We start from the raw sequence: 16,429 nt of genomic DNA, 5'->3' as shown, positions 1-16,429 counted from the left end.
AATGCTGCGAAAAAGCGCAATCATGCAGTTATCAGTCATTCGGTGGGCTGAGCAGGAAATTCCCTTTCATCAGGTCCGGATCATCGGACTCGAGGGTCTGGAGTTGCGCCTCATCCTTGAGATTGACCCCCGACAGCTGCCGCCGACACGCCTCTCGCATCAAGTACAGCAAACGATGGGCGGCCATGCCATAACTCAAGCCTTCCAGGCGCACATTGGAGATGCAATTGCGGTAGGCATCGGTGAGGCCCACCTTGGGGTTGTAGGTGAAATACAGCCCCAGGCTGTCCGGCGAACTGAGCCCCGGCCGCTCGCCGATCAGGATCACCACCATCTTGGCGCCGAGCAGTTGCCCGATCTCATCGGCCACGGCCACGCGGCCTTGTTCCACCAGGATCACCGGCGACAAGGACCAGCCTTCGGCGTGGGTCTGTTCTTCCATGCGTGTCAGAAACGGCAGCGTATGTTTATGCACCGCCAGCGCGGACAAGCCATCGGCGACCACCACTGCCAGGTCCACGCCGCCGGGGTTGGCGGTGGCATGCTCGCGCAAGGCCTGGGCCGATTCATCACTCAAGCGGCGGCCCAGATCCGGGCGTTGCAGGTAGCTATGCCGGTCTGCGGCAGCGCTGCGCACCAACAGGCTGTCACGACCGCGTTTGGCCAGTTGGCCGCTGAGGCCCGCGTGGTCGAACGGCAGATGCACCGCGTCCCGCGCCTGGGCGTGGGCAAATTGGAAGTCCAGTTGCGCCTGGGTGGGGATGCTGGTGCCAGTGCGGCCCAGCGCAATGCGCGCAGGCGTCAGGCGGCGCAATTCCAGCCACGGGTTGTCAGGAAGGTCTAATTGCACGGGCGGCTCCTTCATCCCAATTGCGCCAAGGCGTGGCGAAACGCCGGTGGCAGGCTGTTACCGAACTGCACCTTGCCGTCGGCTTGCGTGAAGATGCCCATTTTCGCCAACCACTGCTCGAATTCCGGCGCCGGCTTCAAGCCCAGTGTCTGGCGGGCGTACAGGGCGTCGTGGAACGAGGTGGTCTGGTAGTTGAGCATGATGTCGTCGGAGCCGGGGATGCCCATGATGAAGTTGATCCCGGCCACGCCCAGCAAGGTCAATAGGGTGTCCATGTCGTCCTGGTCGGCTTCGGCGTGGTTGGTGTAGCAGATGTCGCACCCCATCGGCACGCCCAGCAGCTTGCCGCAGAAGTGATCTTCGAGGCCGGCGCGGATGATTTGCTTGCCGTTGTACAGGTACTCCGGGCCGATAAAACCGACCACGGTGTTCACCAAGAATGGCTTGAAATGCCGGGCCACCGCATAGGCGCGGGTTTCGCAGGTTTGTTGGTCGACGCCAAAATGCGCGTTGGCTGACAAAGCGCTGCCTTGGCCGGTTTCGAAGTACATGAGATTCTGGCCCAACGTGCCGCGATTAAGGCTCAAGCCCGCATCGTAGCCTTCTTGCAGCACGTTCAGGTTGATACCAAAACTGGCGTTGGCCGCCTCGGTGCCGGCTATCGACTGGAACACCAGGTCCAGCGGCACGCCACGGTTGATCGCTTCGATAGAGGTGGTGACGTGGGTCAGCACGCAGGCTTGGGTCGGGATTTCGTAACGCTGGATGATCGCGTCGAGCATCTCCAGCATCGCGCAGATCGAGGCGATGCTGTCGGTGGCCGGGTTGATGCCGATCATGGCGTCGCCATTACCGTAGAGCAGGCCGTCGAGAATGCTCGCGGCGATACCGGCGGGCTCATCCGTAGGGTGATTGGGTTGCAGGCGTGTGGATAAACGCCCGCGCAGGCCCAGGGTGCCGCGAAATTGGGTGACCACGCGGATCTTCTGCGCCACCAGCACCAAATCCTGTACGCGCATGATCTTGGAGACGGCGGCGGCCATTTCCGGTGTCAGACCTGGCGCCAGTGCCCGTAGGCTATGTTCATCGGCCGCATCGCTGAGCAGCCAGTCGCGCAGGCCGCCCACGGTAAGGTGGCTGACCGGCGCAAACGCCTGCTTGTCGTGGGTGTCGATGATCAGCCGAGTGACTTCATCACTTTCATAAGGGATAAGCGCTTCCTCAAGGAAGTGCTTGAGCGGGATATTCGCCAGCGCCATCTGCGCCGCTACCCGTTCGCCGTCGTTCTGCGCGGCGACGCCGGCGAGAAAATCCCCGGAGCGTGCGGGGCTGGCCTTCGCCATCACGTCCTTGAGGCTGTCGAAGCGGTAGGTTTGTGTGCCCACCGCGTGGGAAAAGCTTGCCATACAGTGTCTCCTTGACGATGGGGGCGGCGGCCCCCATCGAGGTTTTCGGCCGTTAGTGCAAGGCGGCCTCTGCGGCCTGGATCGCCGCGAATTCCTCCTCGGGCGTGCCTGCTACCAAGTGATGCCGGCTGTAGAAAGCAAAGTAAGCAATTAATACTCCATAGATGATCGCAGCGCCAATCACTACCCGTGGATCCACCAGAAAGCCCGCCACTACGGCCACACAGGCCAGTACCAAGGCGATCCCCGAGGTGAAGATGCCGCCCGGTGTGCGGTACGGACGGTCCATTTTGGGGCGACGAATGCGCAGAGTGATGTGCGCGGCCATCATCAGCACGTAGGAAATGGTCGCGCCAAACACCGCCACCAGGATCAGCAAATCACCCTGGCCGGTCAGCGACAGGCCAAAACCTATGATGCCGGGGATCACCAACGCCAGCACGGGGGCCTTGCTTTTATTGGTCTGGGACAATTTGCGTGGCAGGTAACCCGCACGGGACAGTGCGAAGATCTGCCGCGAATAGGCATAGATGATCGAGAAAAAGCTCGCAATCAACCCAGCCAGGCCTACCAGGTTAACGAAGCCACCCATCCAGGTTGAACCGCCGTAGGACAACGCCAGCGCTTCCACCAGAGGGTTGCCGGACTTGACCAGCGCGTTGGTGCCGGCGCCGCCCGGTGCGATCACCAGGATCAGCAGGGCAAAACTGGTCAGCACCACAATGGCGCCGATCAGGCCGCGAGGCAGGTCGCGTTTCGGGTTCTTGGTTTCCTCAGCGGCCAGGGGCACGCCCTCTACCGCCAGGAAGAACCAGATGGCATAGGGAATCGCCGCCCACACACCCACGTAGCCAAAGGGCAGGAAGGTGCTGGCGCCCTTGGCCTCGGTCACCGGGATGTCCAGCAGGTTGGCGACATTGAAGTGCGGCACCATCGACACCAGGAACACCCCCAAGGCGATAGCGGCGATGGCGGTAATCACAAACATCAACTTCAGCGCCTCACCGACCCCAAAGATATGGATGCCGATAAAGATGATGTAGAACGCCAGGTAGATCATCCAGCCGCCAATGCCGAACAGCGACTCGCAATATGCGCCGATAAACACGGCGATGGCGGCGGGGGCGATGGCGTATTCGATCAGAATGGCCGTGCCCGTGAGGAATCCCCCCCAGGGTCCAAAGGCACTGCGGGCAAAGCCATAGCCACCGCCCGCAGTGGGAATCATCGAAGACAATTCGGCCAACGAAAAGCACATGCACAGGTACATGGTGGCCATCAGCAATGTGGCCAGGAACATCCCGCCCCAGCCGCCTTGGGCCAGGCCGAAGTTCCAGCCGGCGTAGTCGCCGGAAATAACATAGGCAACGCCAAGGCCCACTAACAGCACCCAGCCGGCGGCGCCTTTTTTAAGTTCGCGTTGTTGGAAGTATTGGGAGTCGACTTTTTCGAAGTCGACGGAAGATCCAGTCGGTTCGCTAGGCATGGGGAAGTACCTTTCGTTGTTATTGTTTTCAACTCGGCCTCTGTGGGCCGGATGCAAGTCGCAAGTACTTATAAAAATCCAAGTGTATGAAGATCAAAATGTGGGAGGGGGCTTGCCCCCGATGGCAGTGTGTCAGGCACATTGATTTCACTGAAGCATAGCTATCGGTGGCAAGCCACCTCCCACACTTAACTGCATTTCAAATGTGGGAGGAGAGTGTTAGTTAGAAGAACCCCAACGGATTAATGTCGTAACTCACCAGCAAGTTTTTAGTCTGCTGGTAATGGTCCAACATCATCTTGTGCGTCTCACGCCCCACACCGGACTTCTTGTAACCGCCAAACGCAGCATGCGCCGGGTACAGGTGGTAGCAGTTGGTCCACACACGGCCCGCCTTGATCGCCCGGCCCATGCGGTAGGCGCGGTTGATGTCGCGGCTCCACACGCCAGCACCCAGGCCGAACTCGGTGTCGTTGGCAATGGCCAGGGCTTCGGCTTCGTCCTTGAAGGTGGTGATGCTCACCACCGGGCCGAAGATTTCTTCCTGGAACACACGCATTTCGTTGGTGCCCTTGAGCAGGGTCGGCTGGATGTAATAACCGCCGGCCATGTCGCCCTGGAGCTTCTCGACCTTACCGCCGGTGAGCAGTTGCGCGCCTTCGCCTTTGGCGATTTCCAGGTAGGACAGGATCTTGTCGAATTGTTGCTCGGACGCCTGGGCGCCGACCATGGTGTCGGTGTCCAGTGGGTCGCCGCGTTTGATCGACTCGATCTTCTTCATCACCACTTTCATGAAGTCGTCGTAGATCGACTCTTGCACCAGTGCACGGGATGGGCAGGTGCACACTTCGCCCTGGTTGAAGAACGCCAGCACCAGGCCTTCGGCCGCCTTCTCAATAAAGGACGGTTCGGCCTTCATGATGTCTTCGAAGAAGATGTTCGGCGACTTGCCGCCCAGCTCAACGGTGGACGGAATGATGTTCTCGGCCGCCGCATGCATGATGTGCGAGCCCACCGGGGTGGAGCCGGTGAAGGCGATCTTGGCGATGCGCTTGCTGGTGGCCAGGGCTTCGCCGGCTTCTTTACCGAAACCGTGAACCACGTTCAGCACGCCCGGTGGCAGCAGGTCGCCGATCACTTCCAGCAAAACGTTGATGCCCAGCGGCGTTTGCTCGGCTGGCTTGAGCACCACGCAGTTGCCGGCGGCCAGGGCCGGTGCGAGTTTCCACGCGGCCATCAGCAGCGGGAAGTTCCACGGGATGATCTGGCCGACCACGCCCAGCGGCTCGTGGAAGTGATAGGAAGCGGTGTGTTCGTTGATTTCGGCGCTGGTGCCTTCCTGGGCGCGGATGCAACCGGCGAAGTAGCGGAAGTGGTCGGCGGCCAAGGGGATGTCGGCGTTGAGGGTTTCACGCACGGCCTTCCCGTTGTCCCAGGTTTCGGTGATGGCCAGCAGTTCGAGGTTCTGTTCGATGCGGTCGGCGATTTTCAGCAGGACCAGCGAGCGATCCTGGGCCGAGGTCTTGCCCCAGGCGTCGGCGGCGGCATGGGCCGCGTCCAGGGCCTTGTCGATGTCTTTGGCAGTGGATCGCGGGAATTCAGCGATCGCCTTGCCGTTGACCGGCGAGGTGTTGGTGAAATAGATGCCATCGACCGGCGCAACGAACTCGCCACCGATGTAGTTGCCGTACTTGGCCTTGAACGAAACGATGGCGCCTTCAGTACCGGGGTGTGCGTAACGCATGGTGGGTATCTCCTGGCTCTTATGTTTATTGGGAGTGCAGCGCGGCAAGCGCATATCAAGCGTAGAGCAAAGGTTGGGCCACTGCGTTGTGGACCAATGAAATCGGGGGGTTGAGCTTTGTTGCAGGGCGTTGCTGTGGCACGACTGATACAGGCGATGTGACAGTTTGTGCCATAAACGGGACAGGCTGTGACCGGTGGGTCTGGCCGGGATTGCATTGGTCGGGTGCCTGGGGGATGCTGGGCGTTCTCACGCAGGGAGAATAATAAGAAATGCACAACGATCATTTCAGTCGCCATGCCCAGCAAGTCCTGACGGTGGCCCATGGCCGCGATCCGTCCAGCGACCCGTCCATTGCCCGCTCCTGGTTGCGTTGCCTGGAGGATTACCACCTCGACCCTGCGCAAACCATCGCCCCCACTGTGCTTGAACATGGTCGCCTGCTGGAAAGTCGCGAGCGCCTGCAACAAGTGCTGCACATCGCTGGCAGCGAGATGAACAGCCTGCACCAGCAGCTATCGGGCGCCGGCCATGCGGTGCTGCTCACCGATGCCCGTGGGGTGATCCTCAACTGTGTCACTGCGCCGTCCGAGCGCAAAATCTTCGAACGCGCCGGGCTTTGGCTGGGCGCCGACTGGAGCGAGGCCTGCGAAGGCACCAATGGCATCGGCACCTGCCTGGTGGAGCGCCAGTCCCTGACCATTCACCGTGATGAGCACTTTCGTGGTCGCCACACGGGGCTGACGTGTTCGGCGAGCCCGGTATTCGACCCCCATGGCGACCTGCTGGCGGTGCTGGATGTGTCCTCGGCCCGCGAAGCGGTATCGCGCCAGAGCCAGTTCCACACCATGGCGCTGGTGAACCTGTCGGCGAAGATGATCGAGAGTTGTTACTTCCTGCGCCATTTTGAAAACCACTGGCTGCTGCGCTTTCACTTGCAGGCCGAGTCTGTGGGGTTATTCAGTGAAGGGTTGTTGGCGTTCGACGCAGAAGGGCGGATTTGTGCGGTGAACCAGAGTGCGCTGAACCTGCTCGGACAACTGCGCAGTAGCCTGCAAGGCCAGCCGGTGGAGGCGTTTTTCGACTGCTCCCTGGACCAATTGCTTGGTCGCGCCAGCGCCAATGCCACGGCCAGTTGGCCGCTGCGCACCCGTGATGGCCGACAGTTGTTCGCAGCCTTGCGTGGTCAGGTGCGCAGCGCCGCCGTGCCGGTCATCAAGCCTGCTGCGGTTGAGCGGCCGCGCCTGCCTGGCATCTGCCTGGGCGATCCGGCGCTGCAACAGGATTTCAGCAAGGCGCTGCGGGTGTTCGAGCGCGATGTGCCGTTGTTGATCAATGGCGAAACCGGCTCCGGCAAAGAAGCCTTCGCCAAGGCCGTGCATCAGGCCAGCCAGCGTGCCGACAAGGCATTCGTCGCCCTTAACTGCGCCGCCATCCCGGAAAGTCTGATTGAGAGTGAACTGTTCGGCTATCGCGGCGGCAGCTTTACCGGCGCGCGCAAGGAGGGCATGCAAGGCAAGTTGCAGCAGGCCGATGGTGGCACCTTGTTCCTCGATGAAATCGGCGATATGCCGCTGGCGCTGCAAACCCGTCTATTAAGAGTGCTGGAAGACCGACTGGTGGTGCCCATTGGCGGTGAGCCCCAGGCGGTCAATGTGCGAATTATCAGCGCCACCCACCGCAATTTGCTGGCGCATGTGCAGGACGGCAGTTTTCGTGAGGATTTGTACTACCGGCTCAATGGTTTGGAAGTCGCGTTGCCGCCTTTGCGCGAACGCAGCGATAAATCCCAGTTGCTCGACTTCTTGCTGGCGCAGGAGGCTGGCGGCGAACGCGTAGCCCTCGATCCGGCGGCGCGTTTGGCGCTATTGACCTTCGCCTGGCCGGGAAACGTGCGCCAACTGCGCACGGTACTGCGCACGCTGGTGGCGTTATGTGATGAGGGGCGTGTGGCGCTGGAGGATTTGCCCGCGCTGATTCGCCAGGTCCAGCCGGTAGCCGGTGGCGATGCCAAATTGGCGGAGTCACCGCTGGAGGATGCCGAGCGCCTGGCGTTGCTGGCCGTGCTGGAGCAACAGCGCTGGCACATGACCCACGCGGCGGACCAATTGGGTGTCAGCCGCAATACCCTGTATCGCAAGCTGCGTCGGCACGGCATCGCACGGCAGGCCCTCAGCTAAAGGGTGCGATTTTCGCCCCCCTGCGCTAACCTGCCGCGATGTTTTACGAGGTCGACTATGCACATTCATATTCTCGGTATCTGCGGTACGTTCATGGGGTCGATGGCAGTTTTGGCCAAAGAACTCGGCCATCACGTCACGGGCTCCGACGCCAATGTTTACCCGCCCATGAGCACGCAACTCGAGGCCCAGGGCATCGCGTTGACCCAAGGTTATGACCCGTCGCAGTTCGACCCGGTCCCGGACCTGGTGGTGATCGGCAATGCCATGTCCCGTGGCAACCCGGCCGTGGAGTACGTCCTCAATAAAGGTTTGCCCTATGTATCCGGGCCGCAATGGCTGGCGGACCATGTGCTGCAGGGCCGCTGGGTACTGGCCGTTGCGGGCACCCACGGCAAGACCACCACCAGCAGCATGCTGGCCTGGGTGCTGGAACATGCCGGCATGAGCCCGGGTTTCCTGATTGGCGGCGTGCCGCAGAACTTCTCGGTGTCGGCGCGCCTGGGCGACACGCCGTTCTTCGTGATCGAGGCGGATGAATACGACAGCGCCTTCTTCGACAAGCGCTCCAAATTCGTTCACTACCGCCCGCGTACGGCGATCCTGAACAACCTTGAGTTCGATCACGCCGATATCTTCCCCGATCTGCCAGCCATCGAGCGGCAGTTCCACCATTTGGTGCGCACTATTCCGAGTGAAGGCCTGGTCATTCACCCAACCACCGAGCCCGCCTTGCAGCGCGTGATCGAGATGGGGTGCTGGACCCCGGTACAAACCACCGGTGCCGGTGGGCAGTGGCAGGTCAAGTTGCTCAGCGAAGACGGTTCCAAATTTGAAGTGCTGTTCGACGGTGAAACCCAAGGCGTTGTCGATTGGGGCATGACCGGGCAGCACAACGTAGCCAATGCCTTGGTTACCCTGGCCGCTGCACGTCATGTCGGCGTGGTGCCTTCCATGGGCATTGCCGCATTGAGCGCGTTCAAGAGCGTGAAGCGGCGTATGGAAAAAGTCGCCGACGTGAACGGGATTACCATCTACGACGACTTTGCCCACCACCCGACGGCCATTGCCACTACGTTGGATGGCCTGCGCAAGCGGGTCGGTGATGCGCCGATCATTGCGATTGTCGAGCCGCGTTCCAACTCCATGAAGTTGGGTGCACACCGCGATGGCCTGCCGGAAAGCGTCAACGATGCCGACCAGGTGGTTTGGTATGCACCGGCCAATCTGGGCTGGGACCTGCCAGCGATTGCAGCGCTGTGCACGGTGCCGTCCAAGGTCTGCGATTCCATCGAAGGTATCGTCGAACACGTCAAGCAACAGGCCAAGCCCGGCACCCACGTGGTGGTGATGAGTAACGGCGGCTTTGGCGGCCTGCACGGCAAATTGGCCGAGGCACTGAAATGAGTGGCCCGGAACGCGTCACCCTGGCGATGACCGGCGCATCCGGTGCGCCGTATGGCTTGCGCCTGCTGGATTGCCTGGTGCGCGAAGACCGTGAGGTGCACTTCCTGATCTCCAAGGCCGCGCAGTTGGTGATGGCCACGGAAACGGATGTGGCGCTGCCGCCCAAGGTGCAAATGATGCAGGCGTTCCTCACCGAGTACACCGGTGCGGCGGCGGGGCAGATCAAGGTGTACGGCAAAGAGGATTGGATGTCGCCGGTGGCCTCCGGCTCCGGGGCGCCGGCGGCGATGGTCGTGGTGCCGTGTTCCACTGGCACCTTGTCGGCGATTGCCACCGGGGCCTGCAACAACCTGATCGAACGTGCCGCAGATGTAACGTTGAAGGAGCGTCGCCAACTGATCCTGGTGCCGCGTGAGGCACCGTATTCGAGCATTCATCTGGAGCACATGCTCAAGTTGTCGAATATGGGCGTGACCATCCTGCCGGCATCGCCGGGTTTTTATCACCAGCCGCAGACCATCGATGACCTGGTGGATTTTGTGGTGGCGCGCATTCTCAACCTGCTGAATATTCCCCAGGACATGCTGCCGCGTTGGGGCGAGCACCATTTGAGCAGCGATGAATAAAGCGCTGCTGATTCTGCTGGCGCTGCACCTGACCGGCTGCGCCACCGCCCGTACGCTGGACGCCGCGCAGCCCGGCGCGCCGGTGGTGTATGCCGGCACGCGGTTGGATTTGTATGCGATCAACGGTGGGTGCTGCGCCAAGGACCGTTTTGGTGCCGAGGCGCCGAGTTATCCCCATGTGGACCTGCCGGCCAGTGCGTTGCTCGACACGCTGTTGTTGCCGTTGTCGGTGTTGACGGTGCTTGGGGTGGGCTTTAACGCCACAGGTGGACTTTAGAGGAAGGGTGGCTTTGCTGGCCTCATCGCGGGCAAGCCCGGCTCCCACAGGGGAATGCATTTCAAATGTGGGAGCTGGCTTGCCTGCGATGACGCCCTTCTGTTCACCACAAAACTACTTGCCTAGCTTGCGCAACTCATCCGACTCCACCACCCGCACTCCATCCTGCTCTTCCAGCGCCAGGCGCCACATGGCGCGGGCCAGTTCGCACACTTCAATACCACGGTATTTGCCGGGAATCAGCTTCGACAACGGCCCGGCCAGTTGCTCGGCCAGGCGCGGTTCCAGTCGTTCCCCCAGCAGCAGCGAAGGCCGCACGATGGTCAGTTGCGGCCAGCCCTGGGTCTTGAGCGCCTCTTCCATTTCGCCTTTGACGCGGTTGTAGAAGATCGAGGATTTCGGGTCGGCGCCAATGGCGCTGATCACCACCAGGTGCCGCGCGCCCATTTCCCGTGCGCGCTTGGCGAAGGCCACCACCATGTCCAGGTCGACGGCGCGGAATGCCGCTTCCGAACCGGCCTGTTTGATGGTGGTGCCCAGGCAGCAGAAGGCCAGGTCGACCTGGCCACTCAGTTGCCGCAGGAATACCGCAGGGTCCCCGACTGGGTTTTCCAAATGCGGGTGTTCGGCCAATGGCTTGCGGCTGGGCGCCAGTACACGGGTGACCGTGGGCTCATTGAGCAGGCGATCCAGCAGGTGTTCGCCGGTCAGGCCGGAGGCGCCGGCGAGCAGGATATGCTGAGGTGTCAGGTACATGGTGTTTCCCCCTTGTTACACGTTACAGCTTAGTTGCCTTTGGCTTCCTTGCTATTCATTGAGACGCTTTCGAGCGCCTTTCGTGCCTGCTGCTTGCGTAATAATTGCCAATGGGCGATCACGCCTTTGGGGGCCCAGATCTGCGGCTCGGAGGCTTCGAAGTTGTCCGCCTGCTCGCGTTCGGCTACGTGCAACTGCGCCAACTTGAAGGCTTGTTGCAGGTCGTCGGTCTGGTTGAAGGCTTGGGCGAAGAGGGCATCGCCGAAGTAGGTGAAGTCGGCTTCCTCGGAGCAACCGAAGGACACACGGTCGGCTCTGGAGGCGGTCATGATCAGGGTGCGCTCGTCTTTGAGTGCCGGGATAAACCCGCCGGAATAGCAGGCGGAAATCACGATGATCTTGTCGCGGTTTTTCAGCGGTGCGAGCACGTTGGCCAGTTCGTCGGCGGGCAAGTCGGCCAGCTCCATGCGCGGTTGGTCCAGCACCAGCTCATGCTCGTGGGTGCCGTGGCTGGTCATGTAAATGAACACCAGGTCTTCCGGCCCGGTGCGCTCGGCCAGTGTTTGCACGGAGCGGCGCAGGCTTTCGCGGGTGGCCAGGGGGCGGTCGGCGATATGGTCGCGGTGGTTGACCAGGCGAATCTGCCCACGGGCACCGAAGCGCGTGGCGAGCATGTTGCTGACGTAATCGGCTTCGCGCAGGAACACGCTTTGTTTGCCGTCGCCGGCCAGCACCAGGGTGTACAGCTCGACACCAGGCGTGGAGGCGGGGACGGCGGCGAGCGCGGCATCGAGCAGGCGGCCCTGGGCCAGTACGCCGATTTCCAGCGGGTCGGGCAGCAACTTGCCGTCGGCATCACGCACGCGCATCCCGTTGACCCACGTACCGGCCTGTACGGTGCCGTCGGTGAGCACCAGCGTGCCGCGTCCCTGGTAGCTGTCGCTGTCGAAACCGCCGATGTAGAAGCTGCCGTCGGTCAGGTTCAGACGGCCCTGGCCGGTAAAGCGCCAATCGCTGAACTGGCCGACGTAGTGGCTGCCGTCCACGCCAATCAATTCGCCTTTGCCGCTGAGGGCGCCTTCCTTGAACTGGCCGATCCACACGTCGCCATCGGCGTTTTCGTAGCGGCCCTTGCCATTGAGCTGGTTCTGCTTGAATTGGCCGACATAGATGTCGCCATCGGCGCTGTTGAACGTGCCGTTGCCTTCCAGTTGCCCATCGACAAAATGGCCGCTGAACTGGTTGCCGCTGTCGTCGTTGCGCTGGCCTTCGCCATTCGGTTTACCGTGGGCGAACTGCCCCTGGTATTGGCTGCCGTCGGCCAGTTCCAGGCGCCCAAGGCCGGAATACTGGTCGTTCTTGAATTCGCCGCGGTAGGTCATCTGCCCCTCTTTGAGGGTGCCTTCGCCGTTGCGTCGACCGTTCTTGAAGCCGCCCACATAGTGGCTGCCTGCCGTGGTCAGGCTGCCCTGGCCGTCGAACAGCCCGAGTTGAAACCGGCCTTTGTAGACCTCGCCGTTGCTGCCATGCCATTCGCCCTGGCCGTGCCACTGGCCTTTGTCGAACTGGCCGGCGTACCAACTGCCGTTGGGGTAGTCCACCCGGCCCTGGCCTTGCAGCAAACCATTGACCACATCACCCCGGTAACGGCCGCCATCGGGCAGGCGCGCATCGGGCGGCAACAGCGATTCGCCGTCTCCGCAAGCGGTGAGCAGCAGGGCAAGGGCAAGGGGAGCGAGTGGGCGCATAGCGGGATCCGGATAATTGAGCGCCGAGTATGCCGCAGCCGGGGAACCTATACCTAGTGGTCTATAGGCTAAAGATGAGCGGTAGGACTGAGCTTACTGTGGCGAGGGAGCTTGCTCCCGCTGGACTGCGTAGCAGGCCCATTTTTTGGGGGGCGCTGCGCACCCCAGCGGGAGCAAGCTCCCTCGCCACGTTTGCTTCTACAAGAAGGTGGGGCTTATACGAAGCAGAGTGACAACGACTCGGCAATGTAAGCCGGTTTTTCCTGACCGTCGATTTCCAGGGTGCACACGGCTTTAAGCAACCATTGGCCGGGTTTCTTCTCGGTGACGTCGGTGAGGTTGACGTGCAGGCGCACCCGCGAGTTGACCTTGACCGGCTGGATGAAGCGCACGCTGTCCAGGCCGTAGTTGACCGCCATCTTCAAGCCTTCCGGCATGATCAGGATGTCTTCGATCAGCTTGGGAATCAGTGACAGCGACAGGAAACCGTGGGCAATGGTGCTGCCAAACGGCGTTTGTGCGGCCTTGACCGGGTCGACGTGGATGAACTGATGGTCGCCAGTGGCCTCTGCGAACAGGTTTATACGCGCCTGGTCGATGGTGAGCCAATCGGAACGTCCCAGTTCCTTGCCGACATAATCTTTGAGCTGCGCTACAGGTACATAGGGCATTGCGTCTCTCCTTGGTTCATCGGTTTTTATATAGGTGCGAGATCCAATGTAGATCATCACGGGCAACCGGCTCGGTCAACCCACCATGCTTTTGGCGAATGCCGATGCATAGCGCAGGCGTGCTTATAATGCCGGCACGCTTAAAGGGGGGAGAGAACGGATGCTGTTACGCGGGCTGACATGGCTGGTGCTGTTCCAATTGATCGGTACGGCGATCAACCATTTGCTGTTGCCGATCCTGCCGGGGCCGATTATCGGGTTGCTGCTGTTGCTCGGTTTTCTGATTTGGAATGGCGAAGTGGGCGAGCCCTTGAGCCTCGCGGCCGGCAGCCTGCTGCGCTATTTGCCTTTGCTGCTGGTGCCGCCGGCCGTGGGGGTGATGGTGTACGCCAAGGACATCGCCGCGGATTTCTGGGCGATTGTCGGCGCGCTGGTGTTGTCGCTGGTGATCGCCATGGCCTTTGTCGGTGTGTTGATGCAGCAGATGGTCAAGCGCAAGGAGAAGGGCCAATGATGTTCGACTGGCATGGCGCGTGGACAGCGGTGATTCATCACCCGTTGTTCGGCATTGGCATCACCCTTGGCGCTTATCAACTGGTACTCGCCGGTTTCGAGAAAACCCGCTGGATTTTCCTGCAACCGGTGCTGGTCTCCATGTTGCTGGTGATCGGCGTATTGATCACCTGCGGCCTGAGTTACGCCGAATACCGCAAAAGCACCGAGATCATGGGTGTTTTGCTGGGACCTGCCACCGTGGCCCTGGCGGTGCCGCTTTATTTGAACCTGCGGCGTATTCGCCAATTGTTCTGGCCGATTTTTACTACGCTGGTGATAGGTGGCGTGTTGGCCACCGGCTTGTGCGTGCTGTTGGGTTGGTGGTTCGGCGCCGAACACATGATGTTGATGACCATGGCGCCCAAGTCGGTGACCTCGCCGATTGCCATGTTGGTGGCCGAGCAGATCGGCGGCGTGGCCGCATTGGCGGCGGTGTTTGTGCTGATCACCGGTGTGGTCGGAGCCATGATCGGCCCGGCGTTTCTGTCACGCTTGGGTGTGCACAGCCCCGAAGCGCGCGGCATGGCGCTGGGCATGACCGCCCATGCCGTCGGCACGTCGGTGGCCTTGCAAGAGAGCGAAGAGTGCGGCGCCTTTGCGGCGCTGGCCATGAGTCTGATGGGCGTGGCTACGGCGGTGTTCCTGCCGCTGGCTGTGTCGGTGATCGTTTAAACCAGGTTTAAGGAAACCTTTATGAGTCTGGCGCTGTTCCCGCTCAATACCGTGCTGTTCCCGGGGTGCACCCTCGATTTGCAGATTTTCGAGGCGCGCTATCTGGACATGATCAGCCGCTGCATGAAAAAGGGCGAAAGCTTTGGCGTGGTGTGCATCCTCGACGGCAGCGAAGTGGGCGTGGCACCGGACGGCTACGCGCTGATCGGCTGTGAAGCGCTGATCCGCGACTTCAAGCAGCAGGACAACGGCCTGCTGGGGATTCGCGTCGAGGGCGGTCGGCGGTTTCGCGTGCGCGATGCCGGCGTGCAGAAAGACCAGTTGCTGGTAGCCGAAGTGCAATGGCTGGAAGAACTGCCGGACCAGGCCCTGGAAGAAGATGCCGACCTGTTGGCCTTGCTCCAGGCCCTGGCCGAGCACCCGATGGTCGCGTCGCTGGACATGGACGCCCATGCCGACGGCCAGCAGGCCTTGGGTAATCAGCTTGCGTACTTGTTGCCCTTCACGGAGGCCGACAAGATCGACCTGCTGCAACTCGACGACCCGCAGCAACGCCTGGATGCGATCCAGATGTTGCTCGATGAGCTGCAGGGCGAGTTGTTCACTTAATAGGCATATCGCAACAAGGCATGGGCGCTGCCGGTGAAGGCGATAAAGCCCAGCACCGCGACCACCGCCGGCAGCACCAGCCACCAGGCTTTTTGCGACATCGGCGGCAACGGGCTGCGATGTTGGATGACCGTCAGGCTGAAAGCACACACCGTCATCGCCAGCAACGTGCCAGCCAGGATGTCCGTGGGCCAGTGGGCGCCGAGGTACACCCGCGACAGCGCGATAAACGCGGCGGGGATGCAACCCAACAGCAGCCAGGTCATGCGCAGCCGTGTGGGTTGGCCGCAACCGGCCAGTACGGCCAATGCCAGGAAAAACGCGAAAGCGCCGGACGCGTGGCCGCTGGGCATGCTGAAACTGGTCAGTGGGTCGGTCAGGATTTCCGGGCGACCACGGGCGAAAAACAGCTTGGTGCCGGTGTTGATCACGGCGGCCCCGGCCAGTGTGGCGCCGACGAACAACGCATGGCGCCATTGCCGCGCCAACAGCAGCAAGCCAGTGAACACGGCGCTGGCGACGAACATTTTCTTGAATTCGCCCAGCTGGGTGACCATCACCATGGTGCGGTCCAGCCACGCGCTGCGGTGTTCCTGCACCAGAGCGCTCAGGCCCTGGTCGAAGTCATTGAGGTGCGGGTAGCCGATAAACAGGGCGATCAACAGGGTCAGGCTGGCGCAGCCGATCCACAGCGTTGCGCGGCGATGGCCGCGAAGGCCGCTGTTCAATGCCAGCCCCAACAGCACGGCGAGGCTGGCCGCGACAATCCCTGCTTCCGGCCAGAACCCTTCCGGCAGCGGCAGGCGAAACGCGGCACCCGTCGCCCAGCCCGGCAGCAGGTACGCTACCGACCAGCCCGCAGCGGCGACGATGCTCACGGCGGCAAAGCGCGGGAAGGGCATGTCGCACATGCCGGCGACCATCGGCAGCATGGGACGCAGTGGCCCAATGAAACGTCCTACCAGCAGACTGGCGATGCCGTACTTGTGGAAGTAGGTTTCGGCGCCGTTCATCCACTCCGGGTGATGGCGAAGGCCGGGCAGGCGCCGGATGTTCTGGTGGAAATGTCGGCCCAGGTAGTAGGAAACCCCGTCACCCAGCAGGCCGCCGAGAAAACCCAGCAGCAGGGTTTCACTGAGAGACAGCGCACCGCTGCCGGCCAACGCGGCAATGGCAAACAGCAACACCGTGCCCGGCACGATCAGCCCGGCGATGGCCAGGCATTCCACGCAGGCGACGATAAATACCGCGACTGCCAGCCATTGTGGGTTGAGGGTCAGCCAGCCGGTTATGCTTTCGAGCCATTGGCTCATACAGTCCACTCCATCTTTGCGAATACAGAAATCGGAAACATTGAAGATCAAACTGTGGGAGGGGGCTTGCCCCCGATTAGGGTGTATCAGTGAATGAATATTTGGCTGACACACCGCCCTCGGGGGCAA

15 protein-coding genes are annotated in these 16,429 nt (G+C 61.5%); 7 read left to right on the top strand and 8 right to left on the bottom strand.

Going from position 1 to position 16,429, the window contains the following annotated elements; all coding sequences use genetic code 11:
* Positions 1-31: 31 nt before the first annotated feature.
* The 4 genes from eutC to exaC form a co-directional block, all read right to left on the bottom strand.
* Positions 32-865, bottom strand: coding sequence for an ethanolamine ammonia-lyase subunit EutC (gene eutC / locus DYL61_RS11325; protein ID WP_135308396.1), 834 nt, complete (start codon positions 863-865; stop codon positions 32-34).
* Positions 862-2,256, bottom strand: coding sequence for an ethanolamine ammonia-lyase subunit EutB (locus DYL61_RS11320; protein ID WP_135308395.1), 1,395 nt, complete (start codon positions 2,254-2,256; stop codon positions 862-864). Before DYL61_RS11320 ends, eutC begins: the two co-directional genes overlap by 4 nt.
* 52 nt (positions 2,257-2,308) lie before the next feature.
* Positions 2,309-3,742 carry an ethanolamine permease gene (gene eat / locus DYL61_RS11315; RefSeq protein ID WP_105698757.1) on the bottom strand — a complete coding sequence of 478 codons (1,434 nt, stop codon included), beginning with the start codon at positions 3,740-3,742 and terminating at the stop codon, positions 2,309-2,311.
* Between the two features lie 223 nt (positions 3,743-3,965).
* Positions 3,966-5,486, bottom strand: coding sequence for an acetaldehyde dehydrogenase ExaC (exaC, locus tag DYL61_RS11310; RefSeq protein ID WP_135308394.1), 1,521 nt, complete (start codon positions 5,484-5,486; stop codon positions 3,966-3,968).
* A gap of 272 nt (positions 5,487-5,758) precedes the next feature.
* Here exaC and DYL61_RS11305 point away from each other — a divergent pair, with 272 nt between their 5' ends.
* The 4 genes from DYL61_RS11305 to DYL61_RS11290 are packed head-to-tail and all read left to right on the top strand — an operon-like array spanning position 5,759 to position 9,976.
* Positions 5,759-7,666 (top strand): sigma-54-dependent Fis family transcriptional regulator, encoded by a 1,908-nt coding sequence (locus DYL61_RS11305; RefSeq protein ID WP_135308393.1) that lies wholly within the window; start codon positions 5,759-5,761, stop codon positions 7,664-7,666.
* Between the two features lie 57 nt (positions 7,667-7,723).
* On the top strand, positions 7,724-9,073 hold the full coding sequence (gene mpl / locus DYL61_RS11300) for a UDP-N-acetylmuramate:L-alanyl-gamma-D-glutamyl-meso-diaminopimelate ligase (RefSeq protein ID WP_135308392.1): 1,350 nt from the start codon (positions 7,724-7,726) through the stop codon (positions 9,071-9,073).
* Positions 9,070-9,699 carry a flavin prenyltransferase UbiX gene (gene ubiX / locus DYL61_RS11295; RefSeq protein ID WP_017735613.1) on the top strand — a complete coding sequence of 210 codons (630 nt, stop codon included), beginning with the start codon at positions 9,070-9,072 and terminating at the stop codon, positions 9,697-9,699. The genes mpl and ubiX overlap by 4 nt, the downstream gene beginning before the upstream one ends.
* Complete coding sequence (locus tag DYL61_RS11290; RefSeq protein WP_135308391.1) at positions 9,692-9,976, top strand: YceK/YidQ family lipoprotein; 285 nt, start codon at positions 9,692-9,694, stop codon at positions 9,974-9,976. Before ubiX ends, DYL61_RS11290 begins: the two co-directional genes overlap by 8 nt.
* A 114-nt stretch (positions 9,977-10,090) precedes the next feature.
* Here DYL61_RS11290 and DYL61_RS11285 read toward each other — a convergent pair whose 3' ends face one another.
* The 3 genes from DYL61_RS11285 to DYL61_RS11275 form a co-directional block, all read right to left on the bottom strand.
* Positions 10,091-10,732, bottom strand: coding sequence for an oxidoreductase (locus DYL61_RS11285; RefSeq protein WP_135308390.1), 642 nt, complete (start codon positions 10,730-10,732; stop codon positions 10,091-10,093).
* 29 nt (positions 10,733-10,761) lie between these two features.
* On the bottom strand, positions 10,762-12,480 hold the full coding sequence (locus DYL61_RS11280; protein ID WP_135308389.1) for a C13 family peptidase: 1,719 nt from the start codon (positions 12,478-12,480) through the stop codon (positions 10,762-10,764).
* Positions 12,481-12,695: 215 nt separating this feature from the next.
* The gene (locus tag DYL61_RS11275; RefSeq protein ID WP_135308388.1) at positions 12,696-13,151 is read right to left on the bottom strand and encodes a MaoC family dehydratase; all 456 of its coding nucleotides are present in this window, start codon (positions 13,149-13,151) and stop codon (positions 12,696-12,698) included.
* 160 nt (positions 13,152-13,311) lie between these two features.
* Here DYL61_RS11275 and DYL61_RS11270 point away from each other — a divergent pair, with 160 nt between their 5' ends.
* From DYL61_RS11270 to DYL61_RS11260, 3 genes are read left to right on the top strand one after another with little or no spacing between them, the layout of a single operon-like run.
* Positions 13,312-13,665, top strand: coding sequence for a CidA/LrgA family protein (locus DYL61_RS11270; protein WP_135308387.1), 354 nt, complete (start codon positions 13,312-13,314; stop codon positions 13,663-13,665).
* Positions 13,662-14,378, top strand: coding sequence for an LrgB family protein (locus tag DYL61_RS11265; RefSeq protein ID WP_135308386.1), 717 nt, complete (start codon positions 13,662-13,664; stop codon positions 14,376-14,378). The genes DYL61_RS11270 and DYL61_RS11265 overlap by 4 nt, the downstream gene beginning before the upstream one ends.
* 21 nt (positions 14,379-14,399) lie before the next feature.
* Positions 14,400-14,987, top strand: a complete 588-nt coding sequence (locus DYL61_RS11260) for an LON peptidase substrate-binding domain-containing protein (protein ID WP_135308385.1) — start codon at positions 14,400-14,402, stop codon at positions 14,985-14,987.
* Here the strand turns inward: DYL61_RS11260 and DYL61_RS11255 are convergent.
* Positions 14,984-16,300 (bottom strand): bifunctional DedA family/phosphatase PAP2 family protein, encoded by a 1,317-nt coding sequence (locus DYL61_RS11255; protein WP_135308384.1) that lies wholly within the window; start codon positions 16,298-16,300, stop codon positions 14,984-14,986. The genes DYL61_RS11260 and DYL61_RS11255 overlap by 4 nt on opposite strands.
* Positions 16,301-16,429: the final 129 nt, after the last annotated feature.

The organism is Pseudomonas nabeulensis, assembly GCF_004682045.1.
Taxonomy (GTDB): domain Bacteria; phylum Pseudomonadota; class Gammaproteobacteria; order Pseudomonadales; family Pseudomonadaceae; genus Aquipseudomonas; species Aquipseudomonas nabeulensis.
Note: the sequence above shows the minus strand (reverse complement) of the source record. Positions and strands in the feature narration are given on the sequence as shown.